Origin of the sequence: Arthrobacter glacialis (genome assembly GCF_002909415.1) — a bacterium.
Lineage (GTDB): Bacteria > Actinomycetota > Actinomycetes > Actinomycetales > Micrococcaceae > Specibacter > Specibacter glacialis.
Genome location: NZ_PPXB01000002.1, coordinates 366,242 through 386,297 on the forward strand (window position 1 = coordinate 366,242; position 20,056 = coordinate 386,297).

General features: G+C 63.4%; 19 protein-coding genes. 8 read left to right on the forward strand and 11 right to left on the reverse strand.

Features of this window, described 5'->3' with window-relative positions; genetic code table 11:
* The first annotated feature begins 68 nt into the window (after positions 1-68).
* Positions 69-848, forward strand: a complete 780-nt coding sequence (locus CVS28_RS03565; RefSeq protein WP_103480651.1) for a hypothetical protein — start codon at positions 69-71, stop codon at positions 846-848.
* A 75-nt stretch (positions 849-923) separates the two neighbouring features.
* On the opposite strand, the gene CVS28_RS03570 is transcribed toward CVS28_RS03565, so the two are convergent.
* Complete coding sequence (locus CVS28_RS03570) at positions 924-2,300, reverse strand: RNA 5'-3' helicase PhoH2 (RefSeq protein ID WP_103480652.1); 1,377 nt, start codon at positions 2,298-2,300, stop codon at positions 924-926.
* A gap of 195 nt (positions 2,301-2,495) precedes the next feature.
* Entirely contained in the window at positions 2,496-3,278 is a 783-nt protein-coding gene (locus CVS28_RS03575; RefSeq protein WP_103464223.1) for an isoprenyl transferase, read from the reverse strand.
* Between the two features lie 155 nt (positions 3,279-3,433).
* On the opposite strand from CVS28_RS03575, the gene trhA reads away from it, so the two are divergent.
* Together trhA and CVS28_RS03585 are read left to right on the forward strand one after the other, a co-directional pair.
* Entirely contained in the window at positions 3,434-4,081 is a 648-nt protein-coding gene (gene trhA / locus CVS28_RS03580; RefSeq protein WP_103480653.1) for a PAQR family membrane homeostasis protein TrhA, read from the forward strand.
* A 41-nt stretch (positions 4,082-4,122) separates the two neighbouring features.
* The gene (locus CVS28_RS03585) at positions 4,123-4,710 is read left to right on the forward strand and encodes a GNAT family N-acetyltransferase (protein ID WP_103480654.1); all 588 of its coding nucleotides are present in this window, start codon (positions 4,123-4,125) and stop codon (positions 4,708-4,710) included.
* Between the two features lies 1 nt (position 4,711).
* Here the strand turns inward: CVS28_RS03585 and CVS28_RS03590 are convergent, their stop codons facing one another.
* The 6 genes from CVS28_RS03590 to mca form a co-directional block, all read right to left on the reverse strand.
* The gene (locus CVS28_RS03590; protein ID WP_103480655.1) at positions 4,712-5,917 is read right to left on the reverse strand and encodes an ABC transporter permease; all 1,206 of its coding nucleotides are present in this window, start codon (positions 5,915-5,917) and stop codon (positions 4,712-4,714) included.
* The gene (locus CVS28_RS03595; protein WP_103480656.1) at positions 5,914-6,726 is read right to left on the reverse strand and encodes an ABC transporter ATP-binding protein; all 813 of its coding nucleotides are present in this window, start codon (positions 6,724-6,726) and stop codon (positions 5,914-5,916) included. The genes CVS28_RS03590 and CVS28_RS03595 overlap by 4 nt, the downstream gene beginning before the upstream one ends.
* Positions 6,727-6,728: 2 nt before the next feature.
* Positions 6,729-7,805, reverse strand: coding sequence for a permuted SH3 domain-containing protein (locus CVS28_RS03600; protein ID WP_103480657.1), 1,077 nt, complete (start codon positions 7,803-7,805; stop codon positions 6,729-6,731).
* 148 nt (positions 7,806-7,953) lie between these two features.
* Positions 7,954-10,113, reverse strand: a complete 2,160-nt coding sequence (locus CVS28_RS03605) for a thioredoxin domain-containing protein (protein ID WP_103480658.1) — start codon at positions 10,111-10,113, stop codon at positions 7,954-7,956.
* 9 nt (positions 10,114-10,122) lie between these two features.
* Positions 10,123-10,476 carry a hypothetical protein gene (locus CVS28_RS20090; protein ID WP_370739461.1) on the reverse strand — a complete coding sequence of 118 codons (354 nt, stop codon included), beginning with the start codon at positions 10,474-10,476 and terminating at the stop codon, positions 10,123-10,125.
* A 57-nt stretch (positions 10,477-10,533) separates the two neighbouring features.
* Positions 10,534-11,442, reverse strand: a complete 909-nt coding sequence (gene mca, locus CVS28_RS03615; RefSeq protein ID WP_103464216.1) for a mycothiol conjugate amidase Mca — start codon at positions 11,440-11,442, stop codon at positions 10,534-10,536.
* Positions 11,443-11,595: 153 nt separating this feature from the next.
* Between mca and CVS28_RS03620 the strand changes: the two genes are divergently transcribed.
* Positions 11,596-12,027 (forward strand): DUF4307 domain-containing protein, encoded by a 432-nt coding sequence (locus CVS28_RS03620; RefSeq protein WP_165788047.1) that lies wholly within the window; start codon positions 11,596-11,598, stop codon positions 12,025-12,027.
* A 152-nt stretch (positions 12,028-12,179) separates the two neighbouring features.
* Entirely contained in the window at positions 12,180-12,674 is a 495-nt protein-coding gene (greA, locus tag CVS28_RS03625) for a transcription elongation factor GreA (protein WP_103464214.1), read from the forward strand.
* Between the two features lie 453 nt (positions 12,675-13,127).
* Here the strand turns inward: greA and ilvA are convergent, their stop codons facing one another.
* The 3 genes from ilvA to CVS28_RS03640 all read right to left on the reverse strand — a co-directional run bounded on the left by ilvA (position 13,128) and on the right by CVS28_RS03640 (position 16,673).
* Complete coding sequence (gene ilvA / locus CVS28_RS03630) at positions 13,128-14,366, reverse strand: threonine ammonia-lyase (protein WP_103464211.1); 1,239 nt, start codon at positions 14,364-14,366, stop codon at positions 13,128-13,130.
* 64 nt (positions 14,367-14,430) lie between these two features.
* Entirely contained in the window at positions 14,431-15,621 is a 1,191-nt protein-coding gene (locus CVS28_RS03635) for an AI-2E family transporter (RefSeq protein WP_103480659.1), read from the reverse strand.
* A 116-nt stretch (positions 15,622-15,737) separates the two neighbouring features.
* Positions 15,738-16,673, reverse strand: a complete 936-nt coding sequence (locus tag CVS28_RS03640) for an aldose 1-epimerase family protein (protein WP_103480660.1) — start codon at positions 16,671-16,673, stop codon at positions 15,738-15,740.
* Between the two features lie 133 nt (positions 16,674-16,806).
* On the opposite strand from CVS28_RS03640, the gene CVS28_RS03645 reads away from it, so the two are divergent.
* The 3 genes from CVS28_RS03645 to galK are packed head-to-tail and all read left to right on the forward strand — an operon-like array spanning position 16,807 to position 19,930.
* Positions 16,807-17,637: a DeoR/GlpR family DNA-binding transcription regulator gene (locus tag CVS28_RS03645; RefSeq protein ID WP_103480661.1), complete on the forward strand. Its 831-nt coding sequence runs from the start codon at positions 16,807-16,809 to the stop codon at positions 17,635-17,637.
* Positions 17,634-18,773: a galactose-1-phosphate uridylyltransferase gene (galT, locus tag CVS28_RS03650; protein WP_103480662.1), complete on the forward strand. Its 1,140-nt coding sequence runs from the start codon at positions 17,634-17,636 to the stop codon at positions 18,771-18,773. Before CVS28_RS03645 ends, galT begins: the two co-directional genes overlap by 4 nt.
* Positions 18,770-19,930, forward strand: coding sequence for a galactokinase (gene galK, locus CVS28_RS03655; RefSeq protein ID WP_103480663.1), 1,161 nt, complete (start codon positions 18,770-18,772; stop codon positions 19,928-19,930). Before galT ends, galK begins: the two co-directional genes overlap by 4 nt.
* The last annotated feature ends 126 nt before the right edge of the window (positions 19,931-20,056 follow it).

Sequence of the window (20,056 nt, forward strand, 5' to 3'; positions counted from 1 at the left end):
GCGTGATGCTACGCCATGGGCGCGCCAAGCGGGGCAAACTCTGCAATTCCCGGGGCTATGCTGTGGACATGACTGCCCCAACTTTCACCGTCGATACTTTCAGACACCTTTGCCGCTCGTCCCCGTGGCGCTGGCAGAGCTTGCGTTTTGAGCTGCACCGAAAGTTTCCTGCTGCGAACGGCAGCGGCGAGAACCCAGACACCGCCGACACCGCCGCGGCGCTGAAGTGCTGGGTGCGGCGCCCCGGCGCCTTGCGGGTGGAAACACTGGAGGGGACGTTGCTGGCCAGCACCACCAAGATCAACGAATCCAGGGATTCGCTCTTTATCAGCGGAAACCGCAAGCCCTGGCTGTTGCCGCCGTCGTTGGTGAACCCGGTGCGGGACGGCAACGGTTTTGTGGTGCGGCGCCCCGAGGCCCTCTATGGCGAGCCGGCTTATGGCTCCGGCCGGTTCTCTGCGGCGCTGGACCCGGTGGAGTTGGCCGGGGACCGCCCGGTTCCCCTGGAGGCACCCTTTGCCAATGTGGCCGAGATTTCAGATATTGCCCCTGTCAGCCATCAGGGGCGGGAAGCAGTTGAGGCGGTGCTGACACCCAATGCCTCCTACCGGCCCACCTTTGCCGATGCGCCCCTGCTGTTTCCCGGGCGGACCGCCGTCCGCATTGACCTGGAGACGGGCATTTGTGTGGCCTCCCAGTCCTTGGATGGCGAAACAGCCGGGGCCGGGCATTGGATGGTGCTGCTGGGCATTGACGAGTACATGCTCGATGACCTGTTTGAGGAAGTCAGCATGGGCCTGACGGATGTGCGGTCCCACATCCCCTGGGATCTGGGCCCCACCCAATAACCACCCCGCCTCCCGAACGGGCAGTAGTTGTTGATGTTTGCGCTAAACATCAACAACTACTGCCCGTTCGCGAGGCTAGATTTCGGCGCGCTCCAGCATTTCTGTCACGAGTGCCGCAATGGGTGAGCGCTCCGAGCGGGTCAGGGTGACGTGGCCAAAGAGCGGATGCCCCTTGAGGGTTTCCACCACTGCCACGACACCGTCGTGCCGGCCAACGCGCAAGTTGTCCCGCTGGGCCACGTCGTGGGTGAGAACAATTTTGGAGCGCTGGCCAATGCGGCTCATGACCGTCAGCAGCACGTTCTTCTCCAGCGACTGCGCCTCGTCCACAATCACGAAGGAATCGTGCAGTGACCGCCCGCGAATGTGTGTCAGCGGCAACACCTCCAGCAGGCCACGCGCCATGACCTCCTCCATGACGGCGTCCGAAACCACCGAACCGAGGGTGTCAAAGACCGCCTGGGCCCAGGGGTTCATCTTCTCGCTTTCGGAGCCGGGCAAGTAGCCGAGCTCCTGGCCACCCACCGCGTACAGCGGCCTGAACACCACCACCTTGCGGTGTTCGTTGCGTTCCAGCACAGCCTCCAGCCCGGCGCACAGGGCCAGCGCGCTCTTGCCCGTGCCGGCCCGCCCACCGAGGGAAACAATGCCCACCTCCGGGTCCATGAGCAGATCCAGGGCGAGCCGTTGTTCGGCCGAGCGGCCGTGCAGGCCAAAGACGTCACGATCCCCGCGCACCAGGCGGACGTTCTGGTCGGCACCAACCCTGCCCAGCGCCGATCCCCTGTTGCTGGTGATGACCAGCGAGGTGTTCACCGGCAGGGCTGCAGCCTCGGGAATGGCTACTGCCTCATGGTTGTACAGGGCCGCCATCTCGAAATCCGTGGCATCGATTTCCTCAACACCCGTCCAGCCCGAATCGTGGACAAGCTCGTTGCGGTATTCCTCCGCGGCCAGGCCCATGGCGGAGGCCTTCACTCGCATGGGGACGTCCTTGGACACCACCGTCACGTTGTGCCCCTCGTTGGCCAGGTTTTTGGCGACGGCCAGAATGCGGGCATCGTTGTCGCTGCCTCGCATGCCCGCCGGAAGCACCTCCAGCGAAACGTGGTTGAGCTCCACACGGAAGGTCCCGCCGTCGTGCCCCAGGGGAACAGGATCACTCAAGCCGCCGTGCTGGGTGCGCAGGTCATCGAGCAGGCGCAGGGCTGTGCGGGCAAAGTAGCCCAGTTCGGGGTCGTGGCGCTTGGCCTCCAACTCCGAGATGACCACGATCGGGACAATGACCTGGTGTTCGGCAAAACGCGTGATGGCCCGTGGATCAGCCAGCAAAACAGAGGTGTCAATGACGTAACTGCGCAGTTTCGCCCCAACACTTGCGCTTGCTGAATGCTGTTCCCGGTTCAAAGCTTCAACCACGTCGACTCCAGCCCTCCGGAGCGTATTGTGCATCCGGATTCTAATCGGTACGGCGAGCGGAGTTGCCCTCCGTTATGCCTAAAGCTACGCCTTCGGGGGTGGCTGCTTTGCATACACGGAGGGCGTGTCGGGCAACGGCGAGCTTAACGTTTGGTACCGACGACGGCGAAATGGTGATCCGCTGCTGATAAATCAACAGCGGATCACCATTTCAAGGTCCCGGGCAGGCTAGCTGCCGAAGCGGCGGCTGCGACCGGCGTAGTCGCGCAGGGCCCGCAGGAAGTCGATTTTGCGAAACGCCGGCCATAGGGCCTCACAGAAGTAAAACTCGCTGTAGGCGCTTTGCCACATCAGGAATCCGGAGAGGCGCTGCTCCCCGGAGGTGCGGATCACCAGGTCCGGGTCCGGCTGGCCGCGGGTGTACAGGAACTTGGAAATGTCATCCACGCTGAGCTGCTGCGCAACGTCCGCCATGGCACGGCCCTGCGCGTCGGCGTCGAGCAGAAGTTCACGGACGGCGTCGACAATTTCCCGGCGGCCGCCATAGCCAATGGCCATGTTGACGTGGATGCGTTCCTTGGCGGGCACGCGCGCCGTCAGCGATGAAAGCCGTGCGGCCAGGTAGTCCGGGAGAAGTTCGGGGGCGCCCATGGCGTGGACGCTGATGTCGACGTCGGCGTCGAGCAGGTCCAAGGTGTTGGCGATGATGCCCATGAGCTCATCGAGCTCTTCCTGGGAGCGGCTCATGTTGTCGGTGGAGAGCATGTAAAGGGTGACAACTTTGATGCCCAGATCCTGGCACCAGCCAAGGAATTCCAGAATCTTGTCCGCGCCCGCCTGGTGGCCCTCACTGGTGGGTGCGTTGAATTGTTTGGCCCAGCGGCGGTTGCCGTCAACCATGACACCGATGTGTCTGGGCACCGTGCTGGCATCCAGCGACCTGGCCAGGCGCCGCTCGTAATAGTTGTACAGCAGCTTTGGCATCCGCGCCGAGCCAGTAAACAGTCGCATGAATGTGCACCTGGCCTTTGCGAATAATGGCCATGTGGCCGTACGAAACTTGCTAGCTCTAGGTTACCTGCACGTGCCGCCAATTCTCACCAAGCCGAACCGGTGCTCACATTACTGCACAGTAACTTTCCTGGGTGCTGCGTTATGCTTTTTTCATGATCCCCGTTGCTGGAGAAGACCTCAAACCATCGTGGCGTGGCTGGCTGCATGCAGGAACCGCGCCGATGGTCTTGCTTGCCGGGGTCACCTTGGTGCTGCTGGCGCCGGGCCGTGAAGCCAAGATTGCCTGCGCAATCTACGTCGTCACCGGCGTCCTGCTTTTTGGTACGAGTGCGCTATATCACCGTGGGAACTGGCCACCCAAGACCAGGGCCCTGCTCAAACGCCTGGACCACAGCAACATTATGCTGGTCATTGCCGGCTCCTACACACCCCTGTCAGCGCTGATGCTCCCCCGCCCCACTGCCACCTTGCTGCTCTGGATGATCTGGATAGGCGCCATCGCAGGTGTCCTGTTCCGCGTGGTGTGGGTCAACGCTCCCCGCTGGCTGTACGTGCCCATCTACGTTTTGCTGGGCGTCACCGCATTGTTCTTCCTGCCGCAATTCTGGGCGGCTGGGCCCGTCCCCACACTGTTGATCTGTTTGGGCGGCGCCCTGTACATTGCCGGGGCCGTGATCTACGGAATCAAGAAGCCCAACTTCAGCCACACCCACTTTGGCTTCCACGAGTTGTTCCACGCGCTCACCGTGGCGGCTTTTGCGACCCACTTTGTTGCAGTGGTCCTGGTGGTTTTTGACTAGGCGGTTTTGCTGGCCCCGCACAGCACCTCTAGGCTCGTGGCATGCCCCTCACACAAGCGCCCGCGCAGCTAAACTTTCAGTGTTTTGAGGGCCACGCCTCCCCCGTCCTGTGGACGGAGGTGGCAGCACTTTTTAGCGCAACCTTTTCGGCCGACCCCTACTTTGAAGACCCCGCCGACTTGGCCGCCATCACCGACTGGGGACCGGCTCAGCTGGCCCAACCGGGCGGGCGGCTGGTGGTGGCCCACCTAGATGGCACCGTCGCAGCCTTCGCCTTGTCCCACGGGCTGGTGGAGGATGCCCCGTGGCAGGAGATATTGGCGCTGGCCCTAGCGCCAGATGCCCGGTACCGGATGGCCGGTCCGGAAAACGTTGTGGTAATCCACGAGCTGGCGGTGGCCGCCAAGCACCGCGGCAGGGGTATCGCCAAGGAATGCGTGCGCCGGCTCCTGGCCCAGCGGACAGAAACCCACGTGGTGCTGGGCGTCTATGGGCAAGCGACATCCGCCCACGCCATGTACCGGCAGTGGGGCTTCGAGGAACTTGGCACAACAAAGGAGGCCGGTTCCCCCATCACGCTGCGGGTCCTGGGCCACCCGCTGCCGTGGCCGGCAGCCGGCAACCCGTGAATCAGAACCGAATAGCGTCAATGACCTTGACCCGGATGGCCACCAGTGCCGGAATAGCGCCTGCGAGCGCCCCCACCAGCACTGCCGCCCCGAGCCCAAGCAGCGCGGCCTCCACCGGAAACGCCGGATAATCTTCCAGGCCGGGAGCCACTTTCGACTCCACCCACGGGTTCTTGACAACAGCCACAGCAATCATGACGCCCACTGCGCCGGCCACGGTGGTGCCCACCACCGACTCCATCATGACGCCGGTGAAGATGCGTCCCGAGGTGGCACCAAAGCTGCGGCGAATGCCGATTTCGCGCACCCGGTAGCGCACGGTGACCATGGAAATGTTCAGCAGCCCCACGGCGCCGAGCAAAAGGATCAGGGCGGCAACGCCGGAGACCATGAGTTGCACCATGGCAAATGGGTCACCGTAGGCGGCGTAGTCGCTGCGATGCACGCTCACCTGCGCCCCGGGAAGTTGCTGGGCCAAGTCGGCGTTCAACACCGACACCAGCTGCTCAGCCATGCCGGCAGGCACCCAGATGCGCAGTTCGGGGCCCATGCCCGGCATCTGTTCTGCTGCACCTACGGCCTGTGCTGCCGCGGTCAGCATGAACGCTTGCGGCATCTCCTCCGGGTACCTATTCGGCATGACACCGATGATCACGGCGGTCGCCTTGTTCGAACCCAGCACTGTGACCTGGGGTGCCGTGGCGAGGTTCGGCCGCCCGGCCGCCGCATAGAAGGCGTCATTGACCACGACGGCGGGAGCCAGTCTGTCGGCGTCGTCCTCGGCAAACCAGCCGCCTTGGGCAATATCAACCCGGTGGATGGCACCGTACGCCGGATCAACCACTGTGAGTTGGACGGACTGGACACCACTGGGGAATTGGAACCGCCCCTGCGCCTGCGTGACGCGGGAGGCGTGGGTGAAACCGTAACGTTTCACCGTGGCCTCCAGAACACTGGCTGTCCTGTCCGCATCCGGCGCCTGGGCAGTGCTGGGGTCCGCGTAGACGGACACGCCCAGGGTTGCCTCCCTGCCGCCGTTGCGCTCGGAATCCACGCGCATGCCCTCCCTGGTCAGATTGCCCACGCCCACCACTGTGGTCAGGACGGCCACCGACAAGGCAACACCTATGAGAGCCAGCAACACGCGGGTCTTGTGGATCCGCAGCTCCGACCAAGCCTCCACCATGGTGGAGATGAGCGCCGTCATGCGCTGACCCCCATCAGGACGTCATTGACTGGCATCCCATCCGAGGAGGAAAGGACACCGGCGTCCAGGCGGTACCTGGTGCGGGCCCGTGCGGCCACATTGAGGTCATGGGTGATGGTCACCAGGGCGGCCCCGGATTCGGTGGCAATGGTGTCCAGCAGATCCATCACGGCCTGGCCCGTCTCCACATCCAAGGCACCCGTCGGTTCGTCCGCCAGAATCAGCCGGGGCCTGCGCACCAAGGCACGGGCAATCGCCACGCGCTGCTGCTCACCGCCGGAGAGCATGTGGGGCTGCGTGCCGGCCCGGGCAGCGAGTCCGACCCGGTCCAGTATCTCCATGCCAAGCGTGTTGCGCCGCCAAAATTCTTTCCGCCCCGCATAGAGCAGGGGTGTCACCACGTTTTCCAGGGCTGTACGCCCCGGCAGCAGGTTGAACTGTTGGAATACAAAACCGATGCTGGAACCGCGCAATTTTGCCCGGGTGTTGCTGCGCAGTCTTTCCACGGGGGTCCCGTCAAAGAGCATCTGGCCACTGCTGGGCACATCGAGCAGGCCCAGGATGTTCAACAAGGTGGATTTTCCGCAACCCGAGCGCCCCACTATTGCCGTATGGTCGCCCACCCGGATTTGCAGGTCTACACCGCGCAGAATGTGCAGCTGCTGATCATCGGCCAACACCACACTGCGGGTGACGTTGCGCAAATCCACCAGCGGCGCGCTGTCATCATTGTTGTCGGCGGGGCTTTCGCCAGCCAGGTACTCTTCGGTGGCACTGTCTTCGTCGTCGTGCGTGAATATGCTCGTCATCCTCAGCCACCCATCGGGCCGATGCCGGGCATCTGCCCGTTAGGCACCGCGGCATCCATGCCGGGCACAAACTCCAGCACCTGTTCGCCCTCGGCCAGCCCGGAACTGATCTCGACCTTGTCGCCGTCGTTCAGTCCCAACACCACCGAGCGCTCCTGCGGTACCCCGTTCCCGTCGACGGCGGGAACCCAGACCACCCCGTTCTGCACAGTGCCCTTGACGGCAGTCAGCGGCAGTGTCAACACGTCTTTCGCTTCACCGGCGGTCAGGGTGATGGTTGCACCCAGCCCGGCGAACACTGCCGTCCCGGCGGGGACGGCGCAGGTGACTTGGCCTGCGCCGCTCTCAGCGGGTGCCACCGGTTCAATGGGCCCCACCATGGCCGCTGGCACCATTGAGGCCCCAACACCGCCAGTGTCCTGGGTCTTCTTGTTACCCAATTGAACGTTGCTGCAGGTGAAGGGTGCCGGGCCGGTAGTGATGGTGCCGGTGGCCGTGGCTGGCTTGCCCAGGAGACGGAATTGCTGGGCCGTGGTCAAGGCTCCTGTGATGGAGAAGGTGCCCGGGCTGACTGAGCCGGCGTTGTCCCCCACACTGACCTCCTGGTTCAACAGCAGTGCCAGGGTTTCCAAGGTACCGGCCACGGGGGCCAGCACATCAGTGTATGTGTAGCTCGGAGCCGCTGGCAGGGCTTTCGCCGTGTCCGCCGAGGCGCCGTCGTCCGTGGTAGCCGCAGCGGTGCTGGGATCGGGGACTACTTCGCTGCGGATCTGAAGGATGCGGTCCCCTGCGGCCAGCTGGGCACCCTTGTCAACGAAGAAGAACACCACTTTGCCCGCCGCGGTGGCACGCACGGGCACGGCAGCATCACTTTGCACCGTTCCAGCCAGTTCCACCGTGTTGGTCACGGTGGCACGGTTTGCCGCAATGACGGGTGCCGCGATCTGGGCTTGGGGCACCAGCTGTTCGCCGTCGTTCCTAAGCCCGTCAATGAAGGCCAACTTGACCAAAGCCAAGGCTATGACGGCAAAAATCAACACCCACACAATTGGAAAAATGACACGGCGCAGTACACGCATTTCTGGTTTCCTTCTTCGAATCTCCCCACAGATCCCCGGACGGAGAAGTGTTCTCAACAATCTAGCCGAGCGCGGCGGATTGTGTGGGATGGCTCTCAGGCGCAGCAAAAAAATTCGCCCAGGCCCACGGCAGCCGGCAGGCAACCCGTCAGGACAGCAGCGCGGCTAGTTCCTGCGGGGTGGCAACGGGCCGGGCGCACACCATGTTCCGGCAGACATAGGCCAGCGGCTGGCCGCCACCGGCGGGTTCACCGGACAGCCCTCGGCCCTCAAACAGGGGCACCGGCGCCGGGCCAACACCATCCCACACAGCTATCGCGGCGCCCGGTGAGTTGGCCAGCCACGCCTGCCGCACCAGGGCGTCACGTTCCGGACCGGATGGACCCACAATGGCCACCTCCAGCGGCCCTGCCATCTGGGCCTGGGCCACCGCGAGCAGTCCACCTGCTGACCGCGGCGCCCGGCGCGCCAGGTCCGGCAACGATGCCAGCAGCCCCTCCGCCAGACTTCGATGGTGTCTGGATCCGGTGTATGCGGCCCACGTTGTCAACGCCTGCGCCAGCAGCGCCACCCCACTGGCGCTCGCATTGTCGAAGGGATCGGCATACTTGGATCCCGCCAAAGCGTTCTCCGCCGCATTGTTCAACACCACGCCGTCGACCATGAATTCCGTTTCCAGTGCGCCCATCAGGGTCCCGGCAAACTCAAAGAACCGCTGCTCCCCCGTGGCCGCATACAAGGACAGGAAACCGTTGGCACAGGAGGCGTAATCCTCCAGCAGCCCCTTGATGCCGCGCGCCCGGCCATCGTGGGACACCCTGAACAGCTGCCCAGACCAGTGGGCTGCGTGCAGGTACTCCCCAAGTTCGACGGCGGCAGCCAGGTAGTCCGCCCGGTCCAGGACCATGGCGGCCTCGACAAGTGCGGAGAGCAACTGCCCGTTCCACGCGGCAACCACTTTGTCGTCCCGGGCCGGCATGGTCCGCTGTTCGCGCCGGCGCAGCAGGGCCGGAATGATCATGTTCCAGGCGTCGCGCTCGTGGGAGTCCAAGGGGCGGCCCGGATGGAAAGGTGCTGTTCCCGTGCCCGGGATGTTCATGAACCCGGCAACCAACCGTGCCAGACGTCCAGCCTCGTCCTGCCCGCTGGCTGGGCCCACTGATTCCAGGGCTGCCGCGTTCAGCTCAGCCATGCTCCACTGATAGCTGGCCCCCTCGTGGTGCACCCCGTCAATCACGGTGTCGGCGTCCAGTGATGAGGCAAAGGCGCCGCCGGGCAGCCGCAATTCGTCCATGAGCCAGGTGATGGTTGCCTGCGCCGCGCCGCGGGCATCCGCAACACTCAGCGCCTGCGGTTGACCCGCCGTCGGCCCGGCAGCTGGCAGCGCCTGGGTCAGCCTGATCCAATGCACCAGCGCCTGCAGCAGGCCTGCGTTGTCGTAGAGCATTTTTTCGTAGTGCGGTTCAGACCAATCCGCGCTGACGCTGTACCGGGCAAAGCCGCCGCCCATCTGGTCGAAAAGGGCCGAGTTGACCATGGCCGCCAGGGTTCGCCCGGCCAGGCCCAACGCTTCTCTGCCCGTGGCGGTGGTGTCACGGGCGGCACACCGCAGCAGGAATTCCAGGGCCGGGGTGGGCGGAAACTTGGGCGACGTGCCAAATCCGCCGTGCTCAGGATCCTCGGCATGGGCCAGGGCGGCCACGGCAGCCTGCGCCACAGCTCCCCCATCGGCTGCTGGTGTGGAAGAAAGTTCGACGGCGGATGACTCACCCGCCGCTTGGTCGGGGGCGGCAGCGGCGCGAACCTGCCACAGCGGCGCTGACAACGCCTCGGCCAGCTCGTTGGCAGAGCGTTCCACCTCCGGCCGGCGTTCACTCCACGCCTCATGGACCGCTGTGAGCAGCTGCACAAAGGATGGCCGTCCGGGGCTTGGCTGGGGCGGGAAATACGTCCCGGCATAAAAGGCGCGCCCGTCCGGGGTGAGAAATACGCTCATGGGCCAGCCGCCCTGGCCGCTGAGGGCTTGTGTAGCCGCCATATAGGCGTCGTCCACGTCGGGGCGTTCCTCCCGGTCCACCTTGATCGAGACAAAGTGTTGCTTCAGATATTCACCCACCGCGGGGTCCTCAAAGGACTCCCCCGCCATGACATGACACCAATGGCACGCGGCGTAGCCCACAGACAAGAAAATGGGTACATCGCGTGCCATTGCTTCGGCAAAGGCAGCAGCATCAAACGGCTGCCAGTCCACCGGGTTTTGCGCGTGCTGGCGGAGGTAAGCGCTTGGTTCACCCGCCAGCCTGTTCATGGCGAAAGTCTACTTCGCGTCCGTTTCGGGAGCGGCGCCTGTTTCCTTGCCCACGGCGGGAGCCGGACGGGGCGCTGGAACGGTGGTCTCGGCGTCGTCCCTCATGATGGGAATGCCCATGTACTCGGCATCCGGGCCATGCGAACCGCCCGCATGGCCTTCCTCAACCTGGGCCCGGTAACGGACACGGCGAATGCGCTTGACCATGTCGCGGATCAAAAAGAACATGACGATCACAATGCTGAAGGTCACAACAAAACCCAGCAGGCCGGGCGTGATCTGGTCCTCGGTAAGCCCCGGGCGCAGGCCGCCGGGCGTGGGAACTGCGGGGTCAGTGGTGGCAAGCAAAATCAAAGTGTGCACAATCCGTCTTTCGTTTCATCCCCGGCAGGCGTGGTGCCAGCGGGAAACGTCCACTATCTATCGTAGGCCAGCAAAGAGGTCACTTTCGGGCAGAGCGGTGGGAACGCGGGAGCTAATCAGGGAATAGTCCTCCCACGGCCACACTTTGCGCTGCATGGCCGGGCTTACGGCAAAGAAGAAACCGTCGGGGTCCACCTGGGTTGCATGGGCGCGCAAGGCGTCATCACGTTTTTCAAAGTAGTCGCCACAGTCAATCTGGGTGGTGGTGGGGTGCTTGCTGACGGGCATGGAGTGGCCCTCGGAGTCGGTTTCCAGCCAGGCGGCAAGCCGTTCCGCATAGGGAGAGGTCAGGCCTGCCTCCTCCAAGGCGAAGTGGAGGGCACGGAACCTCTGCGGGTTGAAAGCCAGATCGTAGTAGAGCTTGGACGGCTCCCACGCCTCGCCGGTGCCGGGGTACAAGTCGGGATCCCCGGCGGCGTTGAACGCCTCCACGGTGATTTTGTGCGCCATGATGTGGTCCGGGTGCGGGTAGCCACCGTTTTCGTCATAGGAGATGATGACGTGGGGCCTGAAACGGCGCACCAGGCGCACCAGCGGCGCGGCCGCAATCTCCAGGGGCTTGAGCGCAAAGCAGTTGGCCGGCAGCTCCGGCAGGGGGTCCCCCTCGGGCAGTCCGGAGTCCGTGAATCCCAACCACTGCTGGGAAATGCCCAGAATGTTGGCGGCGTTGGCCATTTCCAAGCGGCGTGCGCCACCCATGTCGCGGGAGGGATGGGGTGCGCCAAGGAGGGCGGGGTTTTGAATGTCGCCGCGCTCTCCGCCAGTGCAGGTAGCCACCATCACCTCGACGCCGGCGGCGGCGTAGGAGGCCATCATGGCGGCGCCCTTGCTGGCCTCGTCGTCGGGATGGGCATGAACTGCCAAAAGTCGCAGCGGCTCCGCTGCAGTGCGCTCATTGCCGTTCATGGGGGTTACCTTCATTTCTGTGACAACTATCTGTGACAACCAGGGGGCAAAATTCCCTGATCAAATAAACGCTAAACTTGTCTAAGTCCAACGCCTTCATCAACTGTGGGCGGCCAGGCCACGGGACCCGTGGAACAGACACAAGTGGATGCAGTGACAAACTCAGATTCTCCAGCAGCTACAAGCCTAACCAATCGCTACGGCACACCCAAGCGGATCATGTCCAAGCGAAGCAAACTCATTCTGCTCGTCGTGGCCGGTGCGCTGTCCCTGACATGGGTTTTGTGGGTTGTTATTGGCGGCAATACGGGCATTTCCCAAAAAATCCTTAGCTACAACGTGGCAGACGGCACCATGACAACGGTGGACCTGGCTGTGACGAAGGACCCCTCGGCCACGGCCAAGTGTGCCCTTAAAGCCATGAATGACAGCTACGCCGTGGTGGGCTGGAATGTTGTCACGGTGGGCCCCAATGCCAAGGACGCCGGCTCGGAGAATGGCCGCACCACCACCGTGCGCGGCGAGATCCGGACCGACTCGCTGGCAGTCACCGGCGTGGTGGAAAACTGCTGGCTGGTCAAGTAGACGTAACACGCACCACGTCGATTCTTGGGTTTATCCCCCTTATTGACTAAACTAGACCCTATTACCTTCTGCCCCGCTTGGTTTCCAGCTCTTTTTACGCGCCGGACCACCTGTAGCGGGGCCTTTGCTTTTGTACATTCAAGGAGAATTTCGTGGCTACTACTAACAGTGCGCCCCCCTCTGCATGGCTGACCCAGGAAGCTTTTGACCGCCTCCAGGCCGAGCTGATCCAGATGTCCGGTCCCGGCCGCGCCGAAATCGTCAGCAAGATTGAACAAGCCCGCCAGGAAGGCGACTTGAAGGAAAACGGCGGCTACCACGCTGCCAAGGACGAGCAGGGCAAGATCGAAGCCCGCATCCGTCAGCTCAGCGAAATGCTGCGCTACGCCCGCGTGGGCGAGGCCCCGGCCGATGACGGCATCGTGGAGCAGGGCATGGTGGTGGTTGCCACCATCGCAGGAGATGAAACCACCTTCCTGCTGGGCAGCCGCGAAGTGGGTGCCGGGGACCTTGATGTGTTCAGCGAACGCTCAGCCCTGGGCGAGGCCATCATGGGTTCCAAGGTGGGCGATAAGGTCAGCTACCTTGCCCCCAACGGCAAGAACATTGACGTGGAGATCCTCTCCGCCAAGCCGTACAAGGGCTAACACCCGCACTTGGGCAACTGACCCGCAGTAGTGGTCGAAAAAACGCGATTTCGCGGTGTTTTTCGACCACTACTGCGGGTCAGTTGTTTAACTGGGCCCTCGCGGGTGGGAGGGCGTGGGGGCTAGTGGACCACTATGGGCTGGAAGCCTTCGGCGCGCATGCCGCCGGGGGACATTGGCTATGCGCACCACTGACACCGGGCAGCGCGCCAGTGACTCAGCTGCGCCTCGCTGGCAGCTGGTGCGGCGCAGGGCCAAAGTCCTGGGACCCCGAATGGGCACTATGCGCCCTACCCGCTCCCAGGACTGCGCATAAACCCCGGCATCACCTGTTCCCGCCCCCGTGCCCCAACCGCCCAAGAACTGACCCGCAGTAGTGGTCGAAAAACGCCGCGAAATCGCGTTTTTTCGACCACTACTGCGGGTCAGTTGCTTTTTGGGAGGGCGTGGGGGCTAGTGGACCACTATGGGCTGGAAGCCTTCGGCACGCAGCGCCGTCAGGACCAGTTCACAGTGGTCGTGCCCCTTGGTTTCCAGGTTCACGGTGATGGAGACATCGCCCATGGAGATGGATCCGCCCACCCGGGTGTGGTCCACACCGGTGACGTTGGCGTCGTTCTCAGCAATGATGCGTGAAATGGTGGCCAGCGAACCCGGTCTGTCATTGAGCATCATGCGCACCGTCAGGAAACGCCCCGCGGCAGCCAGACCGCGTTGGATGACCTTGAGCATGAGCATCGGGTCAATGTTGCCGCCGGAGAGGATGATGGCCGTGGTGCCAGGGTTCTCGATCTTGCCTTCCATGATCGCGGCAACGCCCACCGCGCCGGCCGGCTCCACCACCATCTTGGAGCGCTCCAGCAAGAAGATCAAGGCCCGCGCCAGGGCGTCTTCGCTGACGGTGACAACGTCGTCCACCAGTTCGCGGATGATCGAGAACGGCAGCTGACCGGGCCGGCCCACAGCAATGCCGTCGGCCATGGTGGAAACCTTCTTCAAGGGCACCAGGGCATCGGCGGCCAGAGAGGGCGGGTACGCTGCAGCGTTCTCCGCCTGGACGCCAATGACACGGATTTCCCGGCCCAGCTCCTTGGCCCGGGCCTTGACAGCCACGGCCACGCCAGCCAACAGGCCGCCACCCCCAACACCCATGATGATGGTGTCCACATTGGGCACCTGGTCAAGGATTTCCAAACCGATGGTGCCCTGCCCCGCCACCACGTCAACATTGTTGAAGGGGTGCACAAAGACGGCACCGGTCTCGTTGGCGTAACGCTCGGCCTCGGCCAGGGACTCATCAACGTTGAAGCCGTGCAGCACCACTTCGGCGCCGTGTCCGCGGGTGGCGGCAAGCTTGGGCAAGGCAACACCCACGGGCATGTAGATCCGGGCCTTGATGCCCAGTGCCTTCGCAGCGACGGCCACGCCTTGGGCGTGATTTCCGGCCGACGCCGCCACAACGCCGCGAGCCCGTTCTTCCGGCGTCAACCGTGCCATGCGGACGTACGCGCCACGAACCTTGAAGGACCCCGCACGCTGCAGGTTCTCGCACTTGAAAAACACCTCGGAACCCGTCAACCGGCCCAGCGCCCGCGAACTCTCAATGGGTGTGAGCGCAATAATCTCCGTCAACAACTCCCTTGCCTGTTCTACATCTGCAAGGGTGACGGGGAGATCGCTTGATGCGTTCACGGTACTTTTCTCTTTCTCTACGGAATCTCGATGATGCAAAAACGTGGTGCGCCGCTGGGGCACCTTAGGGTTTGTCTGGGCCGTGTTCGACGTCGGACGGGGCCTCGGGTGCCGGTGGCCCAGCGGGCACGGGGGTGAGCCCGTATATATCGGGAAGCAGGGGATCGTTCTCCCAGCCCCGTTCGGCTATGTAGCGGATAAAGGAATTGGTCACCGCCAGCAGCGGGACGGCAAAGAGTGCGCCCAGGATGCCGGCAACACCTGAACCGGCGGCAACTGCCAGGATCACAGCGACCGGGTGCAAATTCACAGCCCTGCCCATGATGAAGGGCTGGAGGAGGTGGCTTTCCAGCTGCTGGACGGCCAAAACAATGGCGAGCATGATCAAGGCGTTGACCCAGCCGTTGGCCACAAGGGCCAGCAGCACGGCCACGGCCCCTGTCACCAGGGCACCGACCACGGGGATGAACGAGCCCACGAACACCAGCACGCCCAGCGGCAGCGCCAGCGGGACCTGGATGATGGCGGCACCAACACCAATGCCCACGGCATCAACAGCTGCCACGAGGATTTGCACCCGCGCATAGTTGCCCAGTGAGCGCCAGCCGCGGCGCCCGGCACCATCCACGGCGGGGCGGGCCCGGAGCGGGAAGAACTTCACAATGAAGGCCCAAATGTCTTGGCCTTCCAGGAGGAAGAACAGCAGGATGAAAAGTGTGAGCAGCAGCCCGGCCGCAAAATGGGTGAAGCCGCTGCCAAAGCCAAGCGCGCCGGAGATGATGGTGCTGGAATTGTTTTGCACCGCGGCAAGGGCCTCGTTGAGGTACTTGTTGATTTGGTCGTTGCTGATGCCCAGTGGGCCGTTGGTCAACCACTCCTGGATCTTAATCACGCCTTGGATGGCTTGCTCGCTCAGGGCGGAGAAGCCTGTCACCATTTGCCGGCCCACCAGGAACAAACCGCCCAGCACAACGACGATCAGCCCCACTTCGGCGATCGCCACGCTCAGGCCTTGCGGAAGGCCAATTTTCTTCAAGCCGCGCACCAATGGCCGCAGCAGGGAGGCAAGGATGGCCGCCAGCATGATGGGGATGATCAGGATGGTAATTTGGCTCAGCAGCCACACCAGCATGGCCGAAACCAGCAGGATTGCTCCCACCCGCCAGGACCATGCTCCGGCCACACGCATGCCAAAGGGGACCACCGAAGCGTCCTGTGGTGAATTGCGCTCTTGTTCGTGCTGTGAGGGCGTCATAAACCAATAATTCCCTATGGGGCAAAAATACGTTAAACGGTGTCCATTGTCAGCGTGGCGCAGCACCCGCTCCAGCACCCGCTCCAGCACCCTCGCAGCGTCATCGCGGCGTCCGGCTACACGTCCAGATGGGCGTCAATCCCCCAGTTCATGGTGAATGACTCCCCCGGCGCGAGCCATTTCAGGCCGTCGCCGGAATTGAAGGCATTGGCCGGGCCCGTCATGGGTTCCATGGCAACAGCAAGGGCACGTCCCGGGAACACATCGGTGATGTACACGTGGACGTAGGAGACAGTGCCGTCGTGGAACAAACTCACGCTGCGACCGTCGGGAGCCTCCAGCGTGTGCCGGGCGACGCCGTCGTCCGTCAGCAAATCCGTGAAGCACGTATCCATCAAGGACTCCGGGACCGCCTTGCCGCCGCGCAGGTCATAGCGTCCGTCGACGGCGGCCGTGCCCGTGGGAATCATACGGCTGTTGGTGCTCAGGGCACTCCCGGCGTTGACAGTGATCCGCAGTTCCTGGGGCGCAACCGTGCCAAGGGTGAAGTAGGGGTGGGCGCCCAGCACAAACGGCGCACGCCGCTGTGAATCGTTGATCAGCGTCTGGGCAACACGCAACTCCCCCGAAGCGCCCAGCTCGTAGCGGACCTGATGCCGGGCCAGAAACGGGTAGCCGTGCTGGGGGTGGATGGTGGCCTCCAGCAACACATGCGTGGGACTGTACTCCAACGCCGTGTAGCCCACGTTGCGCAACAATCCGTGGATGGCGTTGTTGCGCGGGACCTCGGTGATATCCAGCTGCTGCGGCACGCCGTCGAGCTCCCACAGCCCCCCATCCACGCGGTTTGCGAACGGCGCCAAGGTGATTCCGGCGGCCCCGGGGGCAATGGAATCCAGAGGATAGCTCTCCACCAGGGCCACCCCACCCTTGTCATAATGGCGCAGGCCCGCAGCCAGTGAGGTAATAATGGCGGTAGCATCCCCACGCGCCAAGGTGAACTGTGTTCCTGTGGCCGCCCGGATTCCCGCGGTTTCAATGGGAGTTGTCATGGGGATTAGATTACCGCCTCAGCCGCACAGAAATTGTTCTATTTCGCGCCGTTGACTGCACAAATACCCTCGACTAATGTAATATTTTGTTTGAAAACTATTTATTTTGATCATTTCGAGTGGAGGGTTTCACATGCTGGCACCGGAACGGCAGGCACGCATCCTGAAGGAACTTCAACTTCATGAGGCTGTGCGCGTTGCAGACATTGCAGCAACCCTCAACGTGAGTGAAATGACCATCCGGCGTGACATTGAGGCGCTGGACCACAACGGACTGGCCCGCAAGATCCATGGCGGCGCCATGCGCCTTGCCCGCTTGAGTGCGTTGGAGCCCGGCTTCCTGCTCAACGTCGACAAGCAGCTCGACGGCAAACTGGCCATCGCCGTCCAGGCCTTGGCCTTGATCCAGCCCGGCATGACAGTGGCCATGACAGGCGGCACCACCACCTACCAACTGGCCGTGCTGCTGGCACCTGAGCTGGAACGGTTGCGCAACCTCACGGTGGTCACCAACTCCTTGAAGGTTGCCGAACTTTTGTACCGCCAACAAGGCAGCTCCGATCTGAAGGTCATTGTCACAGGCGGTGAGCGCACGCCGTCGGAAGCCCTTGTAGGCCCCGTGGCGCGCCTGGCCCTGGGCAGTCTTAACACGGATATTTGCTTCATGGGCGTCCACGGCCTGGATTCACAGCGCGGTTTGAGCAGCCCCAACTGGCTGGAAGCCGAAACCAACGCGGCGTTCATCGAGGGCACCACGCGCCTGGTCATCCTGGCCGACAGCACCAAGTTCCAGGTCCGTTCACTGGCCTCCATTGCGCCCATGAGCGCCGTGGACACCATCATCACCGACAGCTCCGTCAGCCACGTCACCGCCGAACAGTTCACCCCGCTGGTTCAGCACTTCATCAAAGCCCCGTCAGCCGCTGCACAGTCAGCGGCCGCTCCCATCAGGAAGTCCTCATGACCATTGCTACAACAACGCTTCTCGCCGATGGCCGGGAGCTCATCTATTTTGACGACGGCGGTTTGGCCAAGGCCCATGTTGGCGTTGACACCCGTCCGCTGGACGCCCGCTCGGAGGAAAACACCGGCGAGCTGCGCTTTGACGCGCTGACCGGCGACTGGGTGGCCATCGCCGCGCACCGGCAAACACGCACCTACCTGCCTCCTGCGGACCAGTGCCCGCTGTGCCCCACCACGGGGGCGAATCTTTCCGAGATCCCCGACACCGACTACGACGTCGCGGTGTTTGAGAACCGATTCCCGTCGCTGGGCCCGGCCGTTGGGGCCATTGAGGCCAGCCCCGGTTGGGGAACCACGGGACGGGCCTTTGGCCGGTGCGAGGTGGTTGCCTTCACCCCGGAGCACACAGGCTCCTTTGGCGGGCTTTCCACAGAGCGCGCCCGCACAGTCATCGATGCGTGGGCACACAGGACAGAGGCACTCAGTGCACTGCCCGGCGTCAAACAGGTTTTCCCCTTTGAAAACCGCGGCCAGGACATTGGCGTGACCTTGCACCACCCGCACGGCCAAATCTACGCGTACTCCTATGTGCCCCCGCGCAGCGAGGTCATGGCCACGGCAGCACGGAAGTTCTTTGACGCGCACAACGGTCAGGCAACCTTGCTGGGTGACGTTGTGGCCAAGGAGTCCGAATCCGGTGAGCGCATGATCGCCCAGGGCGAGCATTTCAGCGCCTACGTGCCCTTTGCGGCGCACATGCCCCTGGAAATTCATCTGACCCCGCACCGCCACGTCCCGGACTTTACCGCCCTGAATGACGCCGAGCGCGACGAGCTGGCCGTGATGTACCTTGACGTGCTGCGGCGCCTGGACAACCTGTATGACACGCCCACCCCGTACATCGCCGCCTGGCACCAGGCACCCCTGGACGCACATTTGCGCCCCGCGGGCCGCTTCCACCTGGAGCTCACGTCCCCGCGCCGGGCAGCCGACAAGCTGAAGTTCCTGGCCGGCTCTGAGGCAGCCATGGGCGCCTTCATCAACGACACCACACCGGAGCAAACTGCCGCCGTTCTGCGCGGCACCTCCACGGCTGTGCGCAGCAACGCCGACACAATGAAAGCAGGATTGGCATGAGTGCGTCCATCGACGCAGCCCACGTGGCTAAGGCATTTGAGGAAACATTTGGTGCTGCGCCCCAGGGTGTCTGGGCAGCGCCGGGCCGGGTAAACCTCATTGGTGAGCACACCGACTACAACGAAGGCTTTGTGCTGCCGTTCGCCATTGACCGTGCAGCGGTGGTGGCCATCCGTTTGCGTGATGACAACATTGCCCAGCTGCGTTCCAGCTACGGCACTGAGGGCACGGTGAGCGTGGACCTGGACACCCTCTCGCATGACACCATGACCGGCTGGACAGCATACCCGTTGGGCGTTGTGTGGGTCATGCGCCAGATGGGCATCACCATTGGCGGCTTTGACCTGTACCTGCACTCAACCGTGCCCTCCGGGGCGGGTCTGTCGTCTTCGGCCGCCATTGAGTGCGCCGTTGCCACAGCCTTCAACGAGCTGGAATCGGCCGGGCTGAGCCCCAACGAGCTGGTTCTGGTGGGCCAGCGTGCCGAGAACGAAGTGGTGGGCGCGCCCACCGGCATCCTGGACCAGTCGGCGTCGTTGTTATCCACCGACGGCCACGCGGTGTTCCTTGACTGCCGCACGCAGGAATCCACACTGGTGCCGCTGGACTTGGCTGCCGCTGGCCTGCTCATCCTGGTGGTGGACACCAAGGTCAGCCACGCGCACGCAACCGGCGGCTATGCTGCCCGCCGCGCGTCCTGCGAGCTGGGCGCCGAGGTACTTGGCGTGGCCGCCCTGCGCGACGTTGTCGCCGCGGACCTGCCCGAAGCCGCGGGCCTGTTGGACGATGAGACATACCGGCGCGTGCGCCACATTGTCACCGAGAACCAGCGCGTGCTGGACACCATTGTTGTGTTGGACGACGCCGGACCGGCCGCCATTGGTGCCTTGCTCACCGCCAGCCACGTGTCCATGCGCGATGACTTTGAGATCTCCTGCCCCGAGCTGGATCTTGCCGTGGACACCGCCCTGGCCCATGGTGCCCTTGGTGCACGCATGACCGGCGGCGGCTTTGGCGGATCCGCGATTGCACTGATCCCGGCCTCGGTAGAAGCCACGGTCCGCGCCAGCGTGGTGGCGGCCTTTGCTGACGCTTCCTTCACGGCCCCGGATATCTTTGCCGTTTCCCCGGCCCAGGGCGCGCGCAGGGTCCGGTAAAACCACAACTAGCCCGCAGTAAACGGCGAAAATTCACGATTTTGACGTGTTTTTCGCCGTTTTCTGCGGGCTAGTTGTTTAATCGGCTACTTACCCAGGAAGTCCTGGTGCAGTTCGTGCGTCTTG

What these genes read in the sequence shown, in the direction of transcription:
- CVS28_RS03565 (WP_103480651.1), top strand. Translation starts at nt 69, where the DNA reads ATGACTGCCCCAACTTTCACCGTCGATACTTTCAGACACCTTTGCCGC.
- mca (WP_103464216.1), bottom strand. Translation starts at nt 11,442, where the DNA reads ATGAACGGCAATGAGCGCACTGCAGCGGAGCCGCTGCGACTTTTGGCA.
- CVS28_RS03590 (WP_103480655.1), bottom strand. Translation starts at nt 5,917, where the DNA reads ATGACGGCGCTCATCTCCACCATGGTGGAGGCTTGGTCGGAGCTGCGG.
- galT (WP_103480662.1), top strand. Translation starts at nt 17,634, where the DNA reads ATGACCATTGCTACAACAACGCTTCTCGCCGATGGCCGGGAGCTCATC.
- CVS28_RS03600 (WP_103480657.1), bottom strand. Translation starts at nt 7,805, where the DNA reads ATGCGTGTACTGCGCCGTGTCATTTTTCCAATTGTGTGGGTGTTGATT.
- trhA (WP_103480653.1), top strand. Translation starts at nt 3,434, where the DNA reads ATGATCCCCGTTGCTGGAGAAGACCTCAAACCATCGTGGCGTGGCTGG.
- CVS28_RS03575 (WP_103464223.1), bottom strand. Translation starts at nt 3,278, where the DNA reads ATGCGACTGTTTACTGGCTCGGCGCGGATGCCAAAGCTGCTGTACAAC.
- CVS28_RS03645 (WP_103480661.1), top strand. Translation starts at nt 16,807, where the DNA reads ATGCTGGCACCGGAACGGCAGGCACGCATCCTGAAGGAACTTCAACTT.
- galK (WP_103480663.1), top strand. Translation starts at nt 18,770, where the DNA reads ATGAGTGCGTCCATCGACGCAGCCCACGTGGCTAAGGCATTTGAGGAA.
- CVS28_RS03605 (WP_103480658.1), bottom strand. Translation starts at nt 10,113, where the DNA reads ATGAACAGGCTGGCGGGTGAACCAAGCGCTTACCTCCGCCAGCACGCG.
- CVS28_RS03595 (WP_103480656.1), bottom strand. Translation starts at nt 6,726, where the DNA reads ATGACGAGCATATTCACGCACGACGACGAAGACAGTGCCACCGAAGAG.
- CVS28_RS03635 (WP_103480659.1), bottom strand. Translation starts at nt 15,621, where the DNA reads ATGACGCCCTCACAGCACGAACAAGAGCGCAATTCACCACAGGACGCT.
- CVS28_RS03640 (WP_103480660.1), bottom strand. Translation starts at nt 16,673, where the DNA reads ATGACAACTCCCATTGAAACCGCGGGAATCCGGGCGGCCACAGGAACA.
- CVS28_RS03570 (WP_103480652.1), bottom strand. Translation starts at nt 2,300, where the DNA reads ATGCACAATACGCTCCGGAGGGCTGGAGTCGACGTGGTTGAAGCTTTG.
- CVS28_RS03585 (WP_103480654.1), top strand. Translation starts at nt 4,123, where the DNA reads ATGCCCCTCACACAAGCGCCCGCGCAGCTAAACTTTCAGTGTTTTGAG.